20 protein-coding genes are annotated in these 21,851 nt (G+C 48.3%); 11 read left to right on the top strand and 9 right to left on the bottom strand.

The window, feature by feature from the left end:
- Nucleotides 1-76: 76 nt before the first annotated feature.
- The 5 genes from ACF2G4_RS22510 to ACF2G4_RS22490 all read left to right on the top strand — a co-directional run bounded on the left by ACF2G4_RS22510 (nt 77) and on the right by ACF2G4_RS22490 (nt 3,324).
- Nucleotides 77-946 (top strand): transporter substrate-binding domain-containing protein, encoded by an 870-nt coding sequence (locus ACF2G4_RS22510; RefSeq protein ID WP_409076542.1) that lies wholly within the window; start codon nt 77-79, stop codon nt 944-946.
- Between the two features lie 108 nt (nt 947-1,054).
- Nucleotides 1,055-1,753 carry an amino acid ABC transporter permease gene (locus ACF2G4_RS22505; RefSeq protein WP_409076541.1) on the top strand — a complete coding sequence of 233 codons (699 nt, stop codon included), beginning with the start codon at nt 1,055-1,057 and terminating at the stop codon, nt 1,751-1,753.
- A complete protein-coding gene (locus ACF2G4_RS22500; protein WP_409076540.1) occupies nt 1,750-2,451 on the top strand; it encodes an amino acid ABC transporter permease in 702 nt (233 codons plus the stop codon). Before ACF2G4_RS22505 ends, ACF2G4_RS22500 begins: the two co-directional genes overlap by 4 nt.
- A 9-nt stretch (nt 2,452-2,460) precedes the next feature.
- On the top strand, nt 2,461-3,186 hold the full coding sequence (locus ACF2G4_RS22495; protein WP_409076539.1) for an amino acid ABC transporter ATP-binding protein: 726 nt from the start codon (nt 2,461-2,463) through the stop codon (nt 3,184-3,186).
- 12 nt (nt 3,187-3,198) lie between these two features.
- On the top strand, nt 3,199-3,324 hold the full coding sequence (locus ACF2G4_RS22490; RefSeq protein WP_409076538.1) for a hypothetical protein: 126 nt from the start codon (nt 3,199-3,201) through the stop codon (nt 3,322-3,324).
- A gap of 387 nt (nt 3,325-3,711) precedes the next feature.
- On the opposite strand, the gene ACF2G4_RS22485 is transcribed toward ACF2G4_RS22490, so the two are convergent.
- From ACF2G4_RS22485 to xylF, 6 genes are all read right to left on the bottom strand, one after another.
- Entirely contained in the window at nt 3,712-4,650 is a 939-nt protein-coding gene (locus tag ACF2G4_RS22485) for a methyl-accepting chemotaxis protein (RefSeq protein WP_409076537.1), read from the bottom strand.
- A 26-nt stretch (nt 4,651-4,676) separates the two neighbouring features.
- Nucleotides 4,677-5,393 (bottom strand): MCP four helix bundle domain-containing protein, encoded by a 717-nt coding sequence (locus ACF2G4_RS22480; protein ID WP_409076536.1) that lies wholly within the window; start codon nt 5,391-5,393, stop codon nt 4,677-4,679.
- 451 nt (nt 5,394-5,844) lie between these two features.
- Nucleotides 5,845-7,023 carry a D-xylose utilization transcriptional activator XylR gene (gene xylR, locus ACF2G4_RS22475; protein WP_215845198.1) on the bottom strand — a complete coding sequence of 393 codons (1,179 nt, stop codon included), beginning with the start codon at nt 7,021-7,023 and terminating at the stop codon, nt 5,845-5,847.
- 83 nt (nt 7,024-7,106) lie between these two features.
- Nucleotides 7,107-8,282: a xylose ABC transporter permease XylH gene (gene xylH / locus ACF2G4_RS22470; RefSeq protein ID WP_215845074.1), complete on the bottom strand. Its 1,176-nt coding sequence runs from the start codon at nt 8,280-8,282 to the stop codon at nt 7,107-7,109.
- Entirely contained in the window at nt 8,275-9,801 is a 1,527-nt protein-coding gene (locus ACF2G4_RS22465) for a xylose ABC transporter ATP-binding protein (RefSeq protein WP_409076535.1), read from the bottom strand. Before ACF2G4_RS22465 ends, xylH begins: the two co-directional genes overlap by 8 nt.
- A 57-nt stretch (nt 9,802-9,858) precedes the next feature.
- Entirely contained in the window at nt 9,859-10,845 is a 987-nt protein-coding gene (gene xylF, locus ACF2G4_RS22460) for a D-xylose ABC transporter substrate-binding protein (protein WP_332625065.1), read from the bottom strand.
- A gap of 379 nt (nt 10,846-11,224) precedes the next feature.
- Between xylF and xylA the strand changes: the two genes are divergently transcribed.
- The 6 genes from xylA (at nt 11,225) to ACF2G4_RS22430 (ending at nt 18,000) form a co-directional block, all read left to right on the top strand.
- Nucleotides 11,225-12,547, top strand: coding sequence for a xylose isomerase (gene xylA, locus ACF2G4_RS22455; protein ID WP_215845072.1), 1,323 nt, complete (start codon nt 11,225-11,227; stop codon nt 12,545-12,547).
- A gap of 13 nt (nt 12,548-12,560) precedes the next feature.
- Complete coding sequence (gene xylB, locus ACF2G4_RS22450; protein WP_409076534.1) at nt 12,561-14,021, top strand: xylulokinase; 1,461 nt, start codon at nt 12,561-12,563, stop codon at nt 14,019-14,021.
- Nucleotides 14,022-14,060: 39 nt separating this feature from the next.
- Complete coding sequence (locus ACF2G4_RS22445; RefSeq protein ID WP_409076533.1) at nt 14,061-14,348, top strand: hypothetical protein; 288 nt, start codon at nt 14,061-14,063, stop codon at nt 14,346-14,348.
- A 932-nt stretch (nt 14,349-15,280) separates the two neighbouring features.
- A complete protein-coding gene (locus ACF2G4_RS22440; protein ID WP_409076532.1) occupies nt 15,281-16,309 on the top strand; it encodes a tyrosine-type recombinase/integrase in 1,029 nt (342 codons plus the stop codon).
- A 296-nt stretch (nt 16,310-16,605) separates the two neighbouring features.
- On the top strand, nt 16,606-17,037 hold the full coding sequence (locus tag ACF2G4_RS22435) for a DUF2382 domain-containing protein (RefSeq protein WP_215845061.1): 432 nt from the start codon (nt 16,606-16,608) through the stop codon (nt 17,035-17,037).
- Between the two features lie 3 nt (nt 17,038-17,040).
- On the top strand, nt 17,041-18,000 hold the full coding sequence (locus ACF2G4_RS22430; RefSeq protein ID WP_409076531.1) for a YsnF/AvaK domain-containing protein: 960 nt from the start codon (nt 17,041-17,043) through the stop codon (nt 17,998-18,000).
- Nucleotides 18,001-18,245: 245 nt separating this feature from the next.
- Here the strand turns inward: ACF2G4_RS22430 and ACF2G4_RS22425 are convergent, their stop codons facing one another.
- The 3 genes from ACF2G4_RS22425 to ACF2G4_RS22415 all read right to left on the bottom strand — a co-directional run bounded on the left by ACF2G4_RS22425 (nt 18,246) and on the right by ACF2G4_RS22415 (nt 21,785).
- Nucleotides 18,246-19,394, bottom strand: coding sequence for a Fic family protein (locus ACF2G4_RS22425; RefSeq protein ID WP_409076530.1), 1,149 nt, complete (start codon nt 19,392-19,394; stop codon nt 18,246-18,248).
- 500 nt (nt 19,395-19,894) lie between these two features.
- Nucleotides 19,895-20,635, bottom strand: coding sequence for an SDR family oxidoreductase (locus ACF2G4_RS22420; RefSeq protein ID WP_215845059.1), 741 nt, complete (start codon nt 20,633-20,635; stop codon nt 19,895-19,897).
- 19 nt (nt 20,636-20,654) lie between these two features.
- Entirely contained in the window at nt 20,655-21,785 is a 1,131-nt protein-coding gene (locus tag ACF2G4_RS22415; RefSeq protein ID WP_409076529.1) for an alkene reductase, read from the bottom strand.
- Between the last annotated feature and the right edge of the window lie 66 nt (nt 21,786-21,851).

The raw sequence follows: 21,851 nt of genomic DNA, 5'->3' as shown, positions 1-21,851 counted from the left end.
GAAAATTTTACTAGCTGTGACCATGGCGATTTTCAATGAAGAGTTATCATAATTTTAACATCAATGAGGATATTTTATGCCTGTATATACATCATCTTATTTACCGAATTTTAACGGAAAAAAATCAATACACGTAATTGGTTTGATATGTGCTGTAGCAAGTGCAATTAATCCCGCAGTTGCCAACGAATTGAAAGATATTAAGGAAAAAGGAGAGCTAGTATGTGGAACGTTAGCTACCAGTGATCCTATGGGATATACCGATCCTAAAACGAGAAAAGTGACAGGTTTTGACATAGATATATGTAATGCAGTGGCAAAACAACTTGGTGTCAAAATGGTTCAGAAAACACTTACCGTCGATGCCCGTATTCCGGAATTACAAATTGGTCGTGTAAATATATTGTCCGCAGCATTGGGATATACTAATGACCGCGCTAAACAAATAGATTTTACTGACTCTCACTTTCAAAACCCTATTACTGTTTTGGTACCAGCATCAGCAAGTTATAAACGTCTCGACGATCTTGACGGTAAACGAGTAGGTATGTCTTCAGGTTCAACAGCAGAATATTGGCTTAGAAAAAAATTCCCTAAAATCAATGTCAGTACATTCCACGATTTTCCCTCCGCGTTTCTGGCTTTTCAACAAGGAAAAGTCAGTGGCGTAGCGGCTTCGCAGACTTCAGAACAACGATATTTGCAGGCCGGCAAAGGGAAGTTTGTGATTATGGAAGAACCAATTAACTGGGAGCCTCAAGCATTAGGAATTAAGAAAAATGAGCCTGAATTTCTTACTGCGGTCAATAACGCTTTGCAAATGTTGGAGCAGCAAGGGCAAATTGAGAAAATTTGGAACAAGTGGCTAGGTTCAGACAGCATGTACAAAATGGAACGTGTACATAAACTTGAGCATATCAAGAATATTCAGGCAAGCATGAATTAATCACTATTAACGCTACATAAACAGGGCGCTACGTTTGGCATGTGATTGTTTTTTCATGTTAACGCCGTGCATTAGTATTATCTAAAGTACTAAGGGGGTTTACCAATTATGGATTTTCAACCTTTGACGTTGTTGCAGGGTCAATATCTTGGATGGATAATTAAAGGTATCGAAAATACCCTTTCGCTTTTTTTCTTATGTTTGGTTACTGCCTTTGTTATTGCTCTAGCCTTAACAGCAATGCGATTGTCACGCATTGCTTTATTCAGATGGTTCGTTATTGTATTTGTGGAATACCACCGTAATGTTCCGGCTCTGGTACAACTCCTGCTTTGGTATTTTGGGATTTCGATGATTTTACCAGAAATACTATCAGCATGGATAAATAAACACAGCAGCGAATTTCTGTTCGCATATGTCGCACTTTCATTAAACTCTGCGGCATTTATGTCTGAAGATTTACGCAGCGGTGTACGATCAATTGCAAGCGGCCAAATGGAAGCCTGTAAGGCAATGGGCTTTAGTTTTATGCAGTCTATGATAGATATTATTTTACCGCAATCAGTCCGGGTATCGATTCCACCTTTGATTAGCCAAGCTTTGACACTTTATAAAGCTACCAGCCTTGCCATGGCAATCAGTGTAACTGAACTTACATACGCAGCTAAAGAAATAGATAATGAGACGTTCAGGACGTTTGAGTCCTATGCAATTATTTCCATGATCTATTTAATAGGTGCATTTATCATTGTGAGTGTAGGATTTTCTTATGAGCGGTTCAATTCGCGATCAGGAGTAAATGCATGAACGATGTTTACAACATCCTTGTCACTTATGAAGATTTAATTCTGGTAGGCGGTTATCCAGATGGCCCTATAGGTGGACTTGTTCTGACTTTATTTATTGCTATAGCGGGATTAGTTTGTGCCTTTCCATTATCAGTACTGGTTGGAATAGCCAGAACAAGTCGCTTTAGAGTGATCTTTATTCCTGTTACGATTTTTTCCAGCGTCATTCGCGGATTGCCGGTTCTGATGCTAGTGTTCTGGTCTTATTTTGCCGTCCCTCTTATATCAGGCCACTCAATTTCGGGCACCAAAACCTTAATTTTGGCATTAGTTATCTATGAAATGGCTTTTCTTGGCGAGGTTATTCGAGCAGGAATAAAGTCTGTTCCGCAGGGCCAAGTCGAAGCGTCGAGAACCCTTGGGATTAGCTATTCACGATCAATGCTGGAAATTATTTTGCCTCAAACAATTTATACCATGCTACCCAGCATTCTGAATCAGTTCATTAACCTTATAAAGAATACCTCATTAGGATATGTAATTGGCGTAGCCGAACTGACTTATTCGATGTATCAGGTCAATACCATCGAGTTAACAAAACCACTGCAGGTTTTCGCTGCACTTGCTTTCATCTACTTTGTGATTTGCTTCACGCTAACCCGACTGGTTGGTGTCGTCGAAAAAAACGTCACTCGCAAACGCCAGATTACTATCTAAGGAGTCTATATGTTAGTGCTTGAAAATGTTGAAAAATGGTATGGCAAACATAAAGTTCTTAATAGGGTAAATGAGCACATTGAGAAAGGAGAGGTAGTGGTGGTTTGTGGTCCCTCGGGTTCTGGTAAATCAACATTGATCAGAACAATTAACCGTCTGGAGGAAATCCAGGGAGGAAGAATTTTAGTCAATGGTACCGACAGTCGAGATCAAAAAATTGATATCAACCAGTTTCGCAGCAATATTGGTTTCGTATTCCAGCAGTTCAATCTCTTTTCTAATCTAACCGTTCTGGACAACGTCTCACTGGCACAGCGACGCGTAAGGAAAAGCACCAAGCGCGAAGCGGAGGAAATAGCTGAAGCCTTACTGGAAAAAGTAGGGCTTGGTACTAAATTTCGCGCCTATCCGCATCAACTATCCGGTGGTCAGCAGCAGCGTGTTGCCATCGCACGTGCATTAGCAATGAAGCCACCGGTGATGCTTTTTGACGAGCCTACAAGCGCTCTTGACCCAGAAATGGTAGGTGAAGTTCTTAACGTTATGAAGCAACTCGGTAATGAAGGCATGACAATGGTATGTGTTACCCATGAAATGGGATTTGCCAGAGAAGTTGCCGACCGGGTAATTTTTATGGATAAAGGCGAAATCCTTGAACGTTCAAAACCAGAAGTATTTTTTACCTCCCCACACCACCCGCGAGCACAAAAATTTGTCTCTGATATTCGTCATTAAGGATCTTAACGAATGAATATTCTGTCTGAAACCATTAATCGGGTAAAACCTTCCGCAAGCAATGCTGCCAGTCAACGCGCACGGGATATGAAAGCGCAAGGATTAGATAAGCCGGGAAACCCTGAAAAAGGACGATAAAGCGGACATCTCAATATAGCCAGAGGCGGACATCTGAATTTAGCCGCCATAAGCTAAAGTGCGCATAATGTAATTTATGTTAAATGTCTAATTAGATCATGCAATTGGCCGAAGACCCAGTGAAAAACACAACGGGCCTTCCCGGCAAAGGATTTGCGGTAAATCCCTAAACAGGTACTGACAGAGAAAAGACGGCCATAAATTATTGCTTCTTTGAAACGAACGAATGATTAATGTCAAAAGGAGCATGTCTGGCATGCTCCTTTTTTACAGGAAGGTAACAAAGAGCCAGTAATTTTAGACAGGCAGCTTTTGTTACAGGATTTTTAAACAAAGCATTCAAAACCCGCCGTCTGGCTCACTTCATTTTATGACGAAATCGTTCAATTAAAATGATTCCCAGCTTCCCTCTGTAGCGGCCGTTTTGCCAGGTAGTCGTGGTGCCTGACGGACAGTGCTAAATTGCTGCTGAGTGGCGACCGAGACAGGAACGCTGACCGTTTGCGTACGGTTTATAGTGCTTCCTTCATTTAAGCGAAACATGCTCACAATCTCCTGCAACACTTGGGTTTGTTCCTGCATGGAGGCTGCAGCAGCTGCAGACTGTTCTACCAGAGCAGCATTTTGCTGAGTAGTCGTATCGATTTGCTCCATGGCGCAGTTGATTTGCTCAATGCCATCATTCTGTTCCCGGCTGGCTTGAGCAATTTCGTTAATCAGTTGTTCCATGCTCTGCACGTTTCTAACGATGCTCGTCATGCCCTTATCAGCCTTGTCCACTAATGTGGTGCCTGCGTTAATGCGCGATACAGATTCATCTATCAGCGTTTTGATTTCACGTGCAGCGGAAGCACTGCGTTGGGCCAGTGTGCGTACTTCACCGGCGACCACAGCAAACCCCCGGCCAGATTCACCCGCGCGAGCAGCTTCCACAGCCGCATTGAGGGCCAGTATGTTGGTCTGGAAAGCAATGCCATCGATGACAGAAATAATATTAGACATTCTGGAGGAGGATTCATAAATCTCCTTCATCCGGGTGGACACATCATTCATCAGCTCGCCATTCTCTTTTACAATGCCAGCAGTTTCAGAAACAAACTGACGTGCCTGCGCCGTGTTTGCTGCGGTATTGCTGATGGTGGCGGTCAGTTCCTCGAGTGTTGCCGCTGTTTCTTCCACGCTCGCCGCCTGTTCTTCAGTGCGGGATGAGAGATCCTCGTTACCGGTGGCAATTTCATCAGCAGCCGAGGCTATGCTGTCTGATCCTGCACGCACTTTTTGCACAGTCTTACGTAGACTTTCAGTCATTTCACGCAGGGCGGCCATCAACTGCCCTAACTGATCATGAGAGTCTACCCGCAATCCACGGTTAGATTACCGGCTGCCACTTCGCGCGCTATACCCACAGCAGATATCAGTGGGCGCGTAATGCTACGCGTGATAAGCAATGCAAGAAGCGAGCCCATAATTAACGCAACAATACCTACCGCCACCAGTGTCCAAACGGCAGATGTACCTGCACTCTGGATATGACCACCATTCTCATTAATGAGCCTTTGCTGGTTGTTAGCCACAGCACGAACAGCATCGGAATAAGCGCGCATAGCAGGTAGCAACTGGCTACGAATAACTTCAGCGGTCGCGTTCACATCTCCCTGAGCACTGAGTTTCAGGGCAACATTGCGCGCTGCGGTATTCCCTTTACGTGCCTCACCCACTCCCTTCATTAATTCTTTGCCGTGATCAGACGTGATCATATTTTCCAGCTTTTTTTGTACCGCGCTGGCTCGCTCAGAGTTCTTCTTCATTTCCTCTGAAGCATATTGTTTAATACTTTCAGCGGGTGAGGTCATTACGACAAGGGCCAGAGCGGCGTTAGTGTCAATGATGGATAACCATTCGGTCGATAAGCGCTCCCGCACTAAATAATCATGCGTAACACTTTTTGTGGCCTGCATCATGCCGCGCAGATGCCATCCTCCAGTAATGACCATTGCAATCATCAGAATAAGTACCAGTGAAAACCCTGCACCCAGACGGGTTCCTATTCCCAGGTTATTTATTTTCATTATTTATCTCATCTAAGCCAGTTTCGTGATAATGAAGCTGATAGCCATAAAGAGTTTAGGTAGCCACAGCGGCTCATTTAGCGCCGGACGACATTCTGTAATAAGTCTGATAACGCTATGTCCGATTATTGTTATCGGTTTATGCATGGATAAGTTTATGGTTGAAGTAGAAATAGACACTTTTGAGCAGGGGTTTGCTCGAGTTGCGCTGAATATTAGAGAGGGCTTCTCAATAAAGGAATTGGGATTGGTCAGCTGCCAGCAAACGACGCACTGATATAAGCGAAGCAGTCGAAAATATGTCGCTATTACGAATTAAGCTAATTGCCAGTTCGCTGTTACGGAACTTTTAGCGATGGCGGAGCAACTATGTGCATTAACATAAGCGCAGTTGAAAATGTTCAAATTATTGACAGGTAACACCTGTCAATAATAATAGAAAATATCGAGGTTAAACGGCCATTTCGCTATAACGCTCCCGGTACTCTTTCGGTGTAAAAGCGTAGACTTTTTTAAAGACCGAATAAAAGTACTGCAAAGAGGGATAGCCGCACACCTGCGATATTTCATTGATCGAAAGCGATGTTGAAACCAGCAGCGATCGTGCTTTTTCAAGCTTTTCTGTATGAATTACCGCGTGGATGGTTTCTCCTGTTTCATCCTTAAAGCGTTTCTCCAGGTTAGAGCGCGACATACCCACTGCATCCAGCACTTGCTCTACCTTGATTCCTTTGCAGGCATTGTAGCGAATAAAGTGCATCGCCTGGATTACCGCCGGATCAAGTAGAGAACGATAATCTGTTGAGCGTCGTTCAATAACCTTCACAGGAGGAACCAGCACGCGCTGAAGAGGAAGTTGGCGTTGGCCCAGCAGGCGATGCAGCAGTTTAGCCGCCTGATATCCCATCTGACGCGAGCCTTGAGCCACGGATGACAGCGCTACCCGCGAAAGAAAGCGCGTCAGCTCTTCATTATCTATACCGATCACGCAGAGCTTTTCCGGCACCGGAATATTGAGGTGTTCACAAACCTGTAACAGATGGCGCGCTCGGGCATCAGTAACGGCAATAATCCCGGTTTGTGGCGGTAATGTTTGTACCCAATCGGCCAGCCGATTTTGTGCGTGCTGCCAGTTATCTGGCGCAGTTTCCATTCCCTGATAAACCACGCCCTGATAACGCTCTTCAGCGACCAATTGGCGAAAAGCGTACTCGCGTTCCTGTGCCCAACGTTTGCCGCTGGAAACGGGCAAGCCGTAAAAGGCAAAACGGTGCACACCTTTTTCTTTCAAGTGTAAGAAGGCACTTTTAACCAACGCGTGGTTGTCGGTGGCGATGTAATGCACTGCCGGATAATCTTCTTCCCGGTGATACGAGCCGCCGACACCGACGATAGGCACTTCAACATTTTTAAGTAACTGTTCGATCTCCCTGTCGTCAAAATCAGCAATCACACCATCGCCCAGCCACTCTTTGATATTGTCGATACGGCAACGAAAATCTTCTTCGATAAAAATATCCCAGTCGCTTTGCGAAGCTTGCAAATATTCGCCCACGCCTTCGACGACCTGTCGGTCATAAACCTTATTCGCATTGAAGAGCAGAGTGATCCGATAACGTTTCTCAAACATGGCTGTTTCCCACTGTTTATTCTGCTTTTTGAATAGCACAGTGCGCTTGTCACCAGGAATAAATTCGTCGGACATGTGATCCTCTACACGCGACGCTTGGTGGCAGAGTCCATCCAGACTGCCAACAGCAGTATCGTGCCTTTAACGATGTACTGCCAAAAGGTGGGGACATCCATCATGCTCATACCGTTATCCAGCGAAGCCATAATAAAGGCACCCATTACCGCACCGGCCACACTCCCTATTCCACCCGCGAGACTGGTTCCCCCGATAACGCATGCAGCGATAGCATCCAGTTCTGCAATATTACCCGCCGATGGCGAACCTGCACCCAACCGTGAACTGAGGATTAACCCAGCAATGGCTACCATTAATCCGTTAATCGCAAAGACCGCTAGCTTGGTTCGCGCCACGTTAATGCCGGAAAGCCTTGCGGCATCAATGTTGCCGCCGATAGCGTAAATGCGGCGACCGAAAGCAGTACGTGTGGCAATAAACAGCCCGCCCAGCATCAGTAATGTCAAAATCAATACTGGCGTAGGCACGCCACGGTAATCGTTGAGCATCCAGATGGCACCGAGCACAATGACCGCGGTTAACGCCTGGCGTATCAGCGTGCCGGAAGCAGCAGGAAGCGATAAGCCAAGTTTTTGCCGGCGCTGACGAAGTCGCCATTGCCAAAGAACGAACAGCACCAGCCCTACCACACCAAAACCGAAGCCGATGCCTGATGGCAAATAGCTTTGCCCAATTTGCGACATTCCCGGACTGATAGGTGACACCGTTGTACCATTAGTGATGCCGACCAGAATGCCGCGGAAGGCCAGCATTCCGGCCAGAGTAACAATAAAAGAGGGAACCTTACGATAGGCGACCCACCAGCCATTCCATGCACCCAGTAACAGCCCCATCACCAGCGTTACCGCAATGGTCAAGGGCAAAGGCCAGCCGAACCAGACATCAAAAATAGCCGCCGCGCCGCCCAACAGCCCCATCATGGAGCCAACGGAAAGATCGATCTCCGCAGAGATAATGACAAATACCATGCCCACCGCCAGAATGCCGGTGATTGCTGTTTGTCTCAGCAGGTTTGAAATATTGCGTGCGCTAAGGTAAGAGCCGTCAGTGGTCCAGGTGAAAAAAGCCACAATTAACACGATGGCGAGAATCATCACGCCAACTTGTAGATTAAGCCGCGCACCCGCCCATTTTCGCGTAGGCAACGGCGTAGCGGGTTGTGTTGAATCGGTTTTAAGCATGATGTTCACTCCTGAGTGCCGCTTCCATAATTTTTTCCTGGGTCAGGTCCTGGTTTAAAAGGTCAGCTTTAATCTGCCCCTGATGCATCACCAGAACGCGATCGCTAAGGCCTAACACTTCGGGAAGTTCGGATGAGATCACAATGATGGCAATCCCTTGTTGCGCCAGTTGATTGATCAGCTTGTAGATTTCATATTTTGCGCCGATATCAATACCGCGCGTTGGTTCATCAAGGATGAGAATGCGTGGGTTGAGCAACAGACATTTTGCCAGTACAGCCTTTTGCTGGTTACCGCCACTTAGCCGACCAATGGCCAACTCGGGTGAGGCGGTTTTGACCTTAAGGCGAGCCAGCGCATCCTTAATGACCTGTTGCTCTTGCGCTTCATCCAGCACTGAAAACACGCTACTGAATTGAGCCAGCGACGCGAGAGTGATGTTTTTTCCAACGCCCATCACCGGCACGATACCATCCCTTTTACGATCTTCCGGTACCATCGCAATACCGTGCGCAATGGCCTGCTGGCAGTCATTGAGGCTGACGGGTTTTCCATCAATCCAGACTTTACCTTCCCAGCGGCCTGGCCAGACACCAAACAGACACTGAACCGCTTCGGTGCGCCCGGCACCGACTAAGCCAGCAATGCCAAGAATTTCCCCGCGCCGCAGGCTAAAAGAAAGGTTATCCACCCGTTTGATGCTGCGATTGATCGGATGCCAGGCTGTCAGGTTCTCTACCCGTAAGATCTCGTCGCCGACCGGGTGCGGTTCGACGGGATAAAGCGAGGTCAACTCGCGGCCTACCATCATGGTAATGATGTCATCCTCACTCATCGCATCTGCGCGGCGTGTGCCAATATGCTGCCCGTCACGGATCACGCAGATGGTGTCAGAGATATCCTTTACTTCGTTGAGCTTGTGCGAGATGTAGACGCAGGCGATACCGTGATTGCGCAGATTACGGATAATTTCCAGCAGTACCTCTGTTTCCTGTTCGGTTAACGAAGAGGTAGGTTCATCCAGAATCAGTAGGCGAACCTGCTTGTTTAGCGCCCGGGCTATCTCAACTAACTGTTGCTGACCCAGCCCCAGTTCACCCACGCGTGTCTCTGGCGAGACGTTGAGCCGCACCTGTTGCAACAGGGTCTGGCAGCGCAGCGTCATGCTGTCTACATCTAAAACGCCGCGTTGTGTCAGTTCGCTGCCGAGAAAGATGTTCTCCATTACCGTCATCTGCCGCACCAGTGCCAACTCCTGATGAATGATGACAATGCCTTTGCGTTCGGTGTCGCGGATATTAGTCGCACGCAGTTCTTCTCCGGCAAAAAAAATATGACCCTGATATTCACCGGCGGGATAAAGGCCACACAGCACCTTCATTAAGGTTGATTTGCCAGAGCCATTTTCACCACAGAGCGAAATCACTTCGCCTGGCTCCAGCGTCAGCGAAATGTTATCAACGGCCTTCACAGCGCCGAAAAGTTTGGTGATGTTTTTCATTTCAAGCAGTTTGGTCATGACATCTCTCCAGGCTGCCCTGAGGAAAATCCGCCGTGTTTACGGCGGTTAACAGGATCAGAGCTCGCTCTTTTTATGGAAGCCGTCTGCGACCACCGTGCTTTCAATATTGGCTTTATCAACGGCAATTGGCTCAAGTAGCCAGGCAGGAACCTCTTTGGTGCCGTTGTTCAGCGTTGCATTGGACTTTGGTTGCTTCCCTTCTCCCAACTCCACAGCGATATTCGCCGCATTATCAGCGAGTTTGCTGATCGGTTTATAAACCGTCATGGTTTGCGTGCCGTTATTAATACGCTTGATGGCGGCGAGATCGGCATCCTGACCAGAAATTGCGACTTTACCGGCCAGCCCTTGCGCGCTTAGTGCCTGTATTGCACCGCCTGCGGTGGCGTCATTTGAAGCGACAACAGCATCTATTTTATTGCCGTTGGCGGTCAGGGCATTTTCCATGATTTTCAACGCGTTTTCTGGCAGCCAGGCATCAACCCATTGATCACCCACAACCTTGATTTTTTTGCTATCGATCAGCGGTTTCAGCACCTTCATTTGCCCATCACGGAACAGACGTGCGTTATTATCGACCGGTGAACCACCCATCAAAAAATAATTACCTTGCGGCACGCGCTTAACCAAGCTTTGCGCCTGCATTTCACCCACTTTTTCATTATCAAATGAGATATAAAAATCGATATCAGCATTATTTATCATGCGGTCATAGGCCAGCACTTTAATTCCTTCACGTTTAGCCTCAGCAATAACGTTGCTTAATACCTGACCGTTGTAGGGAATAATAACTAATACATCTACGCCGCGATTAATCATATTTTCAATCTGCGCCATTTGCGTTTCTTCATTGCCATTAGCGGACTGAACAAAAACTTTCGCACCAAGCGATTCCGCTTTCTTGACGAATATATCGCGATCTTTCTGCCAGCGTTCGAGACGTAAATCATCAATCGCCATGCCAATCTTCACCTCTTTTGCGAAGCCAGCATGGCTGAACAGACTGAGTGCGGCACACATCGCCAGTATGGTTTTTTTCATTTTTTATGGCCTTGTAGGTTGAAGTAAGGGTAAAACCTGCCAATGCGCTAATAGGCTGATGAATTGTTATCTTTCAGTTTCATATCAGCAATTATAGATTTTCGTCTTTCTATTATGTTTTTTAGTTTATTTAAGAAAGTATGAAGTGGATCTTATTTTTCCCTTTTTCAGGTAAATTACTTCTCTTATTTTTTCGAGGTGAATCAGAAAGTGAAAAGGTATTTTCCGCCTGTATTTTGCGAGCTGACGCACATTTAATAATTATCTCAATGGCAGTGTTAAATAACGTAATTGAGCGTCAGGGATTCACTCATCACAATCATCTTCACATACCGCTGAGTATTCAGCTGTCCTATGGGTAAGGTTAAAGGAGTTACACATGCAATCCTGGTTCGATCAGCTCGATCGCGTCCGCTATGAAGGAACGCAAAGCACTAATCCTCTGGCTTTCCGCCATTACAATCCCGAGGAACTTATTCACGGAAAACGCATGGAAGATCACCTGCGTTTCGCGGCCTGCTATTGGCATACTTTCTGCTGGAACGGGGCTGATATGTTTGGCAGTGGGGCTTTTAACCGCCCATGGCAGGGGCCGGGAGATGCGCTGGAGCAGGCGAAGCGCAAAGCCGATATCGCCTTTGAGTTTTTTCACAAGCTGAATGTGCCGTGGTACTGCTTTCATGACGTTGATGTTTCACCCGAAGGCGATTCGCTGAAAAGCTATATCGATAACTTTTCGACCATGACCGATGTGCTGGAAGAGAAGCAGGCACAGAGCGGCGTCAAACTGTTATGGGGCACCGCTAATTGTTTTACCCACCCACGCTATGCTGCTGGGGCAGCGACTAATCCCGATCCAGAGATTTTTGCCTGGGCCGCCACGCAGGTTTTTACCGCCATGAATGCGACACATCGGCTTGGCGGCGAGAACTATGTGCTGTGGGGCGGACGTGAAGGCTATGAAACCTTGCTCAACACCGATCTGCGCCAGGAGCGTGAGCAGATTGGCCGCTTTATGCAGATGGTCGTGGAGCATAAACACAAGATTGGCTTCCGGGGCACGCTGTTGATTGAGCCCAAGCCGCAGGAGCCAACTAAGCATCAGTATGATTACGATGTTGCTACGGTATACGGCTTCCTGAAGCAGTATGGCCTTGAAAAAGAGATCAAAGTTAACGTTGAGGCAAATCATGCCACGCTGGCTGGCCACTCTTTTCATCATGAGATCGCCAGTGCTATTGCTCTGGGTATTTTTGGCTCAGTCGATGCTAACCGTGGTGATCCACAGCTCGGTTGGGATACTGATCAGTTCCCTAACAGCGTGGAAGAAAATGCGCTGGTGATGTATGAAATTCTTAAGGCGGGTGGCTTCACGACGGGTGGATTGAATTTTGATGCGAAGATTCGTCGTCAGAGCATTGATAAGTATGATCTCTTTTACGGTCATATTGGTGCTATGGATACGATGGCGTTAGCACTTAAGGTGGCTGCTCGCATGATTGACGATGGCGAACTGGACCGCCGTGTAGCCCGTCGATACAGCGGCTGGAATGATGAAGTGGGCCAGAAAATCTTAAAAGGCGAGTTTTCGCTCGCTTCGCTGGCGCAATTTGCTTCGGAACATAGCCTGAATCCGCAGCCGCAAAGTGGTCGTCAGGAACAACTGGAAAATTTGGTCAATAACTATCTTTTTGCACAATAACGGAGTCGCCATCATGTACATCGGGATAGATTTAGGCACTTCAGGCGTCAAGACCGTGCTGCTGGATAACGCTGGGCAACTGATTGGCAGCCAAAGCCAGAAGCTTACTGTTTCACGACCAAAGCCGCTGTGGAGTGAGCAGGATCCCGAAAGCTGGTGGCAGGCAACCGATAGCGTTATGCGCGCACTGGCGAGTCAATATGATTTAAGCAAGGTGCGCGCCATTGGCCTCAGCGGGCAAATGCATGGTGCTACGCTGCTCGACAATGTGTGTGATGTGTTGCGCCCCGCCATCCTTTGGAACGATGGGCGCAGTGCAGAGCAGTGCCAACTACTGGAAAAGCGGGTTCCTGATTCGCGAGCCATTACTGGCAACCTGATGATGCCGGGCTTTACTGCACCGAAGCTGTTATGGGTCAAACAGCATGAGCCTGAAATTTTTGCTCAGATTAGCAAAGTGTTGCTACCCAAAGATTATTTGCGCTGGCGAATGAATGGCGTCTTCGCCACTGATATGTCCGACGCGGCGGGTACGATGTGGCTGGATGTGGCAAAGCGAGACTGGAATGATGAACTTCTCTCCGCTTGCGGATTGACGCGCCAGCAGATGCCGCAACTGTATGAAGGCAATCAGTTCACCGGCACCGTGCATCCGGAAATTGCGGCGGGCTGGGGACTTAAAGATGTGCAGGTCGTGGCGGGCGGCGGTGATAATGCGGCGGGCGCAGTCGGCGTCGGTATGGTTAATGTCGGACAAGGCATGCTCTCACTCGGTACTTCTGGCGTTTATTTTCTGGTGAGCGACGGCTTTATGGCAAATCCAACCTCGGCGGTTCATAGTTTTTGTCACGCATTGCCACAACGCTGGCACTTGATGTCAGTGATGTTGAGTGCGGCTTCCTGTCTTGATTGGGCGGCAAAACTGACCGGCTGTAATGACGTTCAGCATCTTCTCGACGAAGCAGAACTGGCGCAGGAGGATCTGCCACCCGTCTGGTTTTTGCCTTATCTTTCTGGTGAGCGTACCCCGCATAATAATCCTGAAGCAAAGGGCGTATTTTTTGGTTTGACCCACCAGCATGGTCGCGCAGAACTGGCAAAATCGGTGCTGGAGGGAGTCGGCTATGCTTTGGCGCAAGGTATGGACGCGGTACACAATTGTGGCATTGCGCCGCAGAGCATTATGCTTATTGGCGGCGGCGCCCGCAGTGCCAGGTGGCGACAAATGTTGGCAGATATCAGCGGACAGACGCTCGACTTCTGCTCAGGCGGTGATGTCGGCCCCGCGTTGGGCGCGGCGCGCCTGGCGATGTTAGCGATGTCACCCGAGCGCGATGTGGCAGAGCTTTTACCCACATTGCCACTTGAACAACGCCATGAACCGAATGCCGCGCAACATGATGCATATCGCCTAAAACGAGAGGTATTCGCGGAATTATATAGACGACTCGTACCGATGATGGGGCGCAGTTAAAAGAGCCACTATTTTAACGTTAACCGCTGGAGCCAGCGCATGGTAGAGCTCGATTCTCATGTTGTGGCCGCCAGCTACTTCGATAACGTGCTGCTGGCATTTATTTGCCACTTCCTGCCGCGCCTGCTTAAAGAACAGGCGGTCTGCAAAGACATCTACCAGCGCCCAGAACTCGTCGCGCGCGCGACCGGGATAGGTTTTCAATACAAGTTAATTAATGCGATGCGTCGTAAAGACGCCGCTCAGGTTGAAAACACCATGCGCCAGCATAGGCAGTACGCAGATGAGGCAATGCTGAAGCTGGAAGAGTTTTTTATGAACGAGTGAATACAGAATAACGACTGAGAAATAAAATAAGTGATTGATTTTGAGGCCGTTGTGCTGGCTAGTTTTGAATTTACTTATTATTTTAAACAAGGTGTCTGATTACACACCTCGTACTGAATTATGTTTTAACCTGCCTGTACTCTTCTTTTATAACGAAACATCCTTCACCCGTTGGATTAACAAAGATAATGACTCATCTATAAGTCATTAACCTCCTTTATGACTCATACAAAAGCCATGCGTACAGCCAAACCTTAGCACCTTCGCTATAGTGAGTTATCTATAATACATAAAGCATCCTAACGGCCTTTAAGGCGGTCAAAATGGCAGACCATTACAGAGAGTATATTCAATTGGTGTATAGGAAAAATAAAATCCAGATAATGCGATTAAAATTATGGATGCGAGCACAATGTCTAAATAAGAATATTCCTCAATGAATCGTCCCAAGCTTGATCCAAGTTGTAGTTTATTATTTGGTTTCTCTAGTTGTAATTCATCGAGTATTATATTCCCATCCAATTCTTTAACAAATTTCGTCATAATATACTCTCTTAAATTTAGTTGTTAGCGCGCACTCTTAAATTTTCCAACTTGAATAAATAGCACCTAAAAATAATTGCTGCTAATTACCCTGAGGAGAAAACTCATATTTTTCTCCCGCTTCATTTTGCAAGGTGAGTGTTATCCAACCTTATATAATTACATTTGTACCATCCCAGTTCCCTTCCTACCGATTAAGTCACTAACTTCGTATAATTATACTTATACGAAGTTAGGACAAAGGTAGGCTCGTTGCGATAAGATGGGCGCATTCAGGCGGCGCAGAAAACCGGCAGCGCTACGTGAATTCTGGCGGGTTATCCCCCGTCTTTCTTTCCAGAATTCACGTAGCGCGATCAACAACAGTTTCGTTCATTAAACAGGCAAACATGACAAAAATGACTCAGCTGGCGGCGCTTAGCGCCACCGGCGATGCTGACATCCGGGAGCGGTTAAGGGAGTTTGTTCAGGACAGGGAGGCGTTTTCGCCCAATACCTGGCGACAGCTGCTGAGCGTCATGCGCACCTGCAGCCGGTGGGCGGATGATAACCAGAGGACCTTTTTGCCGATGTCTTCCGCCGATCTGCGCGATTACCTGACGTTCCTCCAGGCAAACGGGCGGGCTTCATCAACCGTTAATGCACATGCCGCGCTGATTTCGATGTTACACCGTAACGCCGGACTGACGCCGCCTAACTCTTCGCCGCTGGTTTTCCGCACGATAAAGAAGATAAATCGTACGGCCGTCATCGCGGGCGAGCGCGCCGGGCAGGCCGTTCCCTTCCGCCTGCCCGATCTGCTGGCGCTGGATGCGCAGTGGTCAGGCTCAGCACGGCTACAGGAAGTCCGCGACCTGGCGTTTCTGCATGTGGCTTACGCCACGCTTCTGCGTATCAGCGAGCTATCGCGCCTGCGCGTGAGGGATGTTACGCGGGCGCCGGACGGTCGCATCATTCTAGATGTGGCGTGGACCAAAACCATCGTACAGACCGGCGGACTGATCAAGGCGCTGAGTACCCTGCCTACGCAGCGGCTGGCAGAGTGGATCAGCGCGTCTGGCCTGGCGGCCGAGCCGGATGCGTTTTTATTCAGTCGTGTGCACCGTTCAAACCGGGCGCAGCTTTCATCTGAGGCACCGTTAAGCACGCGCGCCCTTGAAGATATCTTTGCTCGGGCCTGGCGCACGTCGGGTTCAAGCGAGCAGTTTAGAGCGAACAACAAGAATCGCTACAGCGGCTGGAGCGGACACAGCGCACGCGTCGGCGCCGCACAGGACATGGCCGGACAGGGCTATCCGGTTGCGCAGATCATGCAGGAAGGAACGTGGAAAAAGCCGGAAACCCTGATGCGCTACATCCGCCATGTTGACGCGCACAAAGGCGCCATGGTGGACTTCATGGAAAAGCACTCAGGCTAAATGTATAGCAATGGCATTCTGAAGCGCTAAACTGACTCGCTTAACGACCCGACTTATCCACAGAAAAAGTGGACAGCCTGTGTACAGACATGTACAGATTCTGCTCATCACTTATCTGTCAGCATACCGCCCTTCCTCTGGCGTCTGTATAAATCCAGCCCTCGTGCTTTTTATCGCCCGGCAGTGTAAATCCCTATTAATGTGCCATGATTAATTTGTCAGCCAGCTTATTACACTTAAGCATGTCTTAAGTCTGGCTGTTTATATCAGTTGGTCACACAGGTGAGCGGGCAATTATGAGCAATCAGCCTTCAGGCGAGTTACCAGAGAAAAATGACGAGGTTACTTTCAGCCTTGCGGAAGAAGAACTTCAGGTTACGCGGGAGCAGTCTGTAAAAAGCCGGGTCAAGGTGACGCGCTCAACTTCAGTGCATGACGAAACGGTAAGCATGCTGTTACGGCGCGAAAAGGTGAAGGTTACTCATGTTGCTAAAAATCAGCGCGTTAGTGCTGTACCTGAAATCAGGGAGGAAAATGGCGTGCTCATCGTGCCGGTTGTGGAAGAAGAGGTTGAGATTATACGAAGGCTGGTGCTCAAAGAGGAACTTCATATTCACAAAGCTGAGGAGGAAATTCCCTTTGAAGAAACCGTTTCCCTTCGCCGTCAACAGGTAAGTGTCCAGCGGGAAGATGGTGACGTTACAAATCCGGAAAAAACCGAGGAATAATCCATGGCACATGAAAAAATCGTAACAATGTTCAGTAATACTGCTGATGCAGAAGGTGCAAAACGAAGCCTGCTTAAGGCTGGCTTTGATGACAATGATATTGATGTGATTTCAGGTGACAGGCTCAATAAAGAGGAACACGAAGCTCGCCATCCCGGACTCTGGCAGCGTTTGTTTGGCGATACGGTCGATGAAGAGCAGGCTGAAGTTTATGAAGATGCACTGCGTACCGGTGGTGTGGTGCTGACGCTCAGAGCAGATGAAGAACAGCTTCCACGTGCCTTAAGCATTATTGACGCACATGACTCAGGAAATATGCAGCAGTATGGCGAACCGGGCCTGAGAAACGATACTGATATTCAGTCATCCGCCGGCGTGCCCACTGACGAACTTTATACCGGCGAGGTTCAGCCGACTGGCGTCACGCCTGTCAGGACTTCCCTGACCGGAGATGAAACCGAAGAGGAAGTGCTCCGCCTGGCTGAAGAAAGGCTTGAAGTCGGTAAGCGTCTGGTCAGTGAAGGATCGACGCGTGTAAGGCGTTATACCGTTACTGACGATGTATCAAAAGAAGTCTCCCTGCATGAACAACATGCAGATATTTTTCGCCGACCACTGACTCAGCACGCTTCCCCGGATGATGTGGACTGGTCTGAAAAAACAGTCGAAGTCGCTGAAACACATGAGTTACCCGTGATAAATAAAACCGTACAGGTGAAAGAAGAAGTCGTGGTCCGTACAGACCAGAGCGAGCGGGTGGAAACGGTCAATGATTCGGTTCGCCGTCAGGAAGTCGATATTGACCATGCCGGAGCTGTAAAAGAAGGAGAGGAAAGTCCCCTGCCAGACACAGTCTCAACACCCGTCAGCCCGGCTAAAGACGCCGAGCAAAATAAAGTACAGACAATTAAGCCCGGTGACGAACTGACCATTCAGAAAAACAAGTTCGATGAGAAGTTTTAGCAACGAAAAGCTCTGCCCTGTCGGCCAGGGTACGGCTCGGCAGAGCGTTTATCGGCCTCGGTTTATAAAAATACGGATACGACTTCTGCACAACGCGTAAGAAAAATGCTGTTCAGCAGGTCGATAAGGACATTCAGGAAGGCACATATACATGCTTGAAGCACACTCATGGGTGGGCTAATGGAAGACAATGCTGGCCGGACTGACCCGCTTCTTTTTAGCTGCGTTGTCAGTCCGTATGCGGATCAGTCGCGAAGAAGCTCAACGTACCGGCTGTAAACGTAGCTCCTGTGCCGCGCCCTGCCTGACGTTTCAACAAGTACACCGGCTTCTACCAGACTTTTGACGGCGTTGTTCGCTGTCGGATAGGTTACCTCCAGCAGCTCAACGGCACGCTCAACGGTCAGCTTTGGCATCGTCGGCAGGAATTCAAACAGACGGATGGTGTGTACCGACGTTGAGCTCATTGAGAGGATTTTTTTTCTGTCGTCGGCAAACAAGGTCGCAATTCTGATTATTCCTTGCTGCGCCTCTTCTGCTGAAAAAGTGACCGCCTCAAGGAAAAATGCCACCCACTGTTCCCAGTCACCCTTTGTCCTGATATCAGTTAGGCACTGATAGTAGTACCTCTGATGCTGTTTCAGGTAGCCGGAAACGTAAAGCAGCGGTTCTTTCAGCAGCTGCCATTCTTCCAGCAGCATGGCTATCAGCAGACGGCCGATGCGCCCGTTACCATCCAGGAAAGGGTGAATGGTTTCGAACTGCGCATGTACCAGTGCGATACGTACCAGAGGTGGCAGCGAGGGTTCCGGCTCATGTATGAATTTTTCCAGATCGGACAGTAGCTCACCTACCTCTTCCGGTGGGGGTGGTACATAGGAGGCGTTGCCCGGTCTCGTCCCGCCAATCCAGTTCTGTGTCGATCTCACTTCGCCCGGTTGTTTTACGGCGCCGCGGGCGCCGGATAAAAGCACCTGATGCGCATTTTTCAGCAGGCGTACGCAGACCGGAAGGCCTGAGGGAGAGTTCATCTGATCGTGCACGAATTTATAAGCCCGCAGATAGTTAGTCACTTCCTCCACATCTTCAACGTTCGTCACTGAAAGCCCCGCTTCTTCATCGAAGATATCTGTTAACGTTGCCTGGGTTCCCTCCAGCTGTGAGGTGAGCAATGCTTCCTTTCGGATAGCACTGTAAACAAGCCATTCGCTTGAAGAGACCAGGCCTGACATACCGGACAATCGGGCAAGCGACTTTTCCGCCTTTTCATTGAGTTGCTGATAAGAGACAGGGTCGAGAACGGGTGCAGCAGGAGGCAAAGGTGCAGGTATAAATGCACGAACCGTTTCATCATAGCTGGCGGTTTCGGTAAATTGTCCTGACACACGTTTCATTAAAAAATCCTTTGATTACTACAGGTGTTATTAAAAATTATTTTAATTATGCCACGCCTTATTAAAGGATACTTTAATAACGGCGAAGCTAAGGTAAATTTCTTTTAATACGATCACGGCTGTGGAGGTGGCCTGTAAGCGGGGTTCGGGAGCCAATGGAACGAAAACGTACGCTAAGCATCATGGCCTTCATTACCCAGTTTAAGCAGGTATGACAGGCAGTTTTGAGCGAAAGGCGAACATAAAAGATTTGGCTTATGCTGCTGCCCTTACTGGCAGAATTTTGACCCGAGATGCTCGAAAGTTGGCCTTTAGGACATAGTAGGGTTACCCGATAATCACTACAATTTATTATCGGGCCATAGTTGCCGTGGCTCTTACCGATTTTAAGAGCATTCGGGAGGACACGCTGTTCGCTTCTGGCACATAGCGGCCCCCTATTTAACTGCTGAAAAAAGCACGTTACTCGGGGCCTGCTAATATTGTTGAATACCTAAGGCTCAGAATTCTTGACGAGTCGGACGTAGAACGATTTCATTAATATCAACATCTGCCGGTTGTTCAATGGCAAAAGCGATTGCGCGGGCAACAGAAGCTGCAGGTATAGCCTGTTTATAAAACTCCAGGACAGTTTCTGATGCCGTACCGGACGTTGAATACTTCAGATCACTTTCTACTGCGCCTGGCTCGATTGACGTCACGCGCACTTTATCTCCAACCTCTTGCCTTAAACCTTCTGAAATTGCCCTCACGGCAAATTTGGTGCCCGAATAGACCGTACCGCCGGGTGCAAATACCTTAATACCTGCGACTGAACTCAGATTAATGATGTGCCCACTCTCTTGTGCCAGGAAGCGAGGCAACACGGCAGCGATACCATAAAGTGTGCCTTTCAAGTTGACATCAATCATGGCGTCCCATTCGTCAGTATTGACCTCTGACATAGGACGGATTGGCATCAGACCTGCATTGTTAATAAGAACGTCAAGTCTTCCAAAATCTCTTATAACGGCTGAAACTACGGACTCAACTTGATGCTTATCAGTTACATCGAGCGAATAACCTCTGACATTCCCACCGGCGCGGGTAATTTCCTCAATTACTTGCTCTGTTTTTGATTGTCTGCGTGCTGCGATTGCAACCTTAGCACCACGACTGGCAAGGAGTCGAGCAACCTCAGCACCGATCCCTGTATTACCGCCGGTGATTAAAATAACTTTATTTTCAATTCCATTGTTCATGATATGCCCCTTAAATTTTTTAACGCTGCGCGTTGTAAATCGGATAATCAGTAAAACCTTCACCCGCCCCGCCATACAGCGTGGTGGCGTTAAGATCGTTAAATGCCCAACCATTCGCAATGCGTTCAGGGAGATCAGGGTTGGCGATAAATGGACGACCAAATGCTATGAGATCAGCCAACTGTTCCTCGACCATCCGGGCACCACGTTCTGCTGTGTATCGACCGGCATAGATGATGCGTCCACTAAATATCGTGCGGATTTCACGGCGGAACGCTTCGGGCAAGTCCGGAGCATTTTCCCAGTCGGCTTCGGCTATAGACACATAGGCAACACCGGCGTTTTCCAGGATTTTTACAGCTTCTACGTAGGTCTTATGCGGATCACTTTCAACCAAGCCGATATAGACGCGGTCTTCATCTGTGCTGGAAAATAAAGGCGTGAAGCGAACGCCTAGACGGTCTGCCCCTATTGCATTAGTGATAGCCTGAACAATTTCATCCAGAAACCGCAGTCGATTTTCAATAGAACCGCCGTATTCATCCTTACGCTGGTTTGCATGCTCTGAAATGAACTGATTAACCAAATAGCCATTCGCAGCATGGATCTCGACCCCGTCAAAACCTGCACTGATGGCATTTTTCGCCGCCTGGGCATATAAATTGACGAGATCTTTAATTTCTGACCGAGTCAGTTCGCGGGGAATCGAAGGGATAACCAACGTGCCCGTACCTGGCCCTGTCTCAATAAAAGCCTTTGCTTGTTCAGCCTGAATTGCTGAAGGCGCAACGGGAGCATTTTCTTCTGGTTGCAGTGCAGAATGAGAAACGCGTCCCACATGCCAAAGTTGTGCAAAAATAATCCCCCCTTCGGCATGGACCGCGCGGGTCACTTTTTTACAACCCTCAATTTGTTGCTCAGTATAAATTCCCGGTGTCCAGGCATAACCTTGTCCACGGGGCTCAATCTGAGTGCCTTCAGTGATCATGAAACCTGCACCCGCGCGTTGACGGTAATATTCGGCCATGAGGTCGGTGGGTACATTACCGGGTTGTTCACTTCTTTGGCGCGTCAGTGGTGGGAATACAATGCGATTTTTAAGGGTATAAGGACCAAGCTTGGTTGGCTCGAATAATGCTTTATGATTCATAAGGATTTTCCATGAGTGATCAGCGTAAGAGGTGACAGGTGGGCATCCTGTCACCTTACCTTCGTC

Origin of the sequence: Pantoea phytostimulans, from assembly GCF_046118715.1 — a bacterium.
GTDB classification, from domain to species: domain Bacteria; phylum Pseudomonadota; class Gammaproteobacteria; order Enterobacterales; family Enterobacteriaceae; genus Pantoea; species Pantoea phytostimulans.
This window is presented reverse-complemented; position numbering and strand designations above follow the sequence as displayed.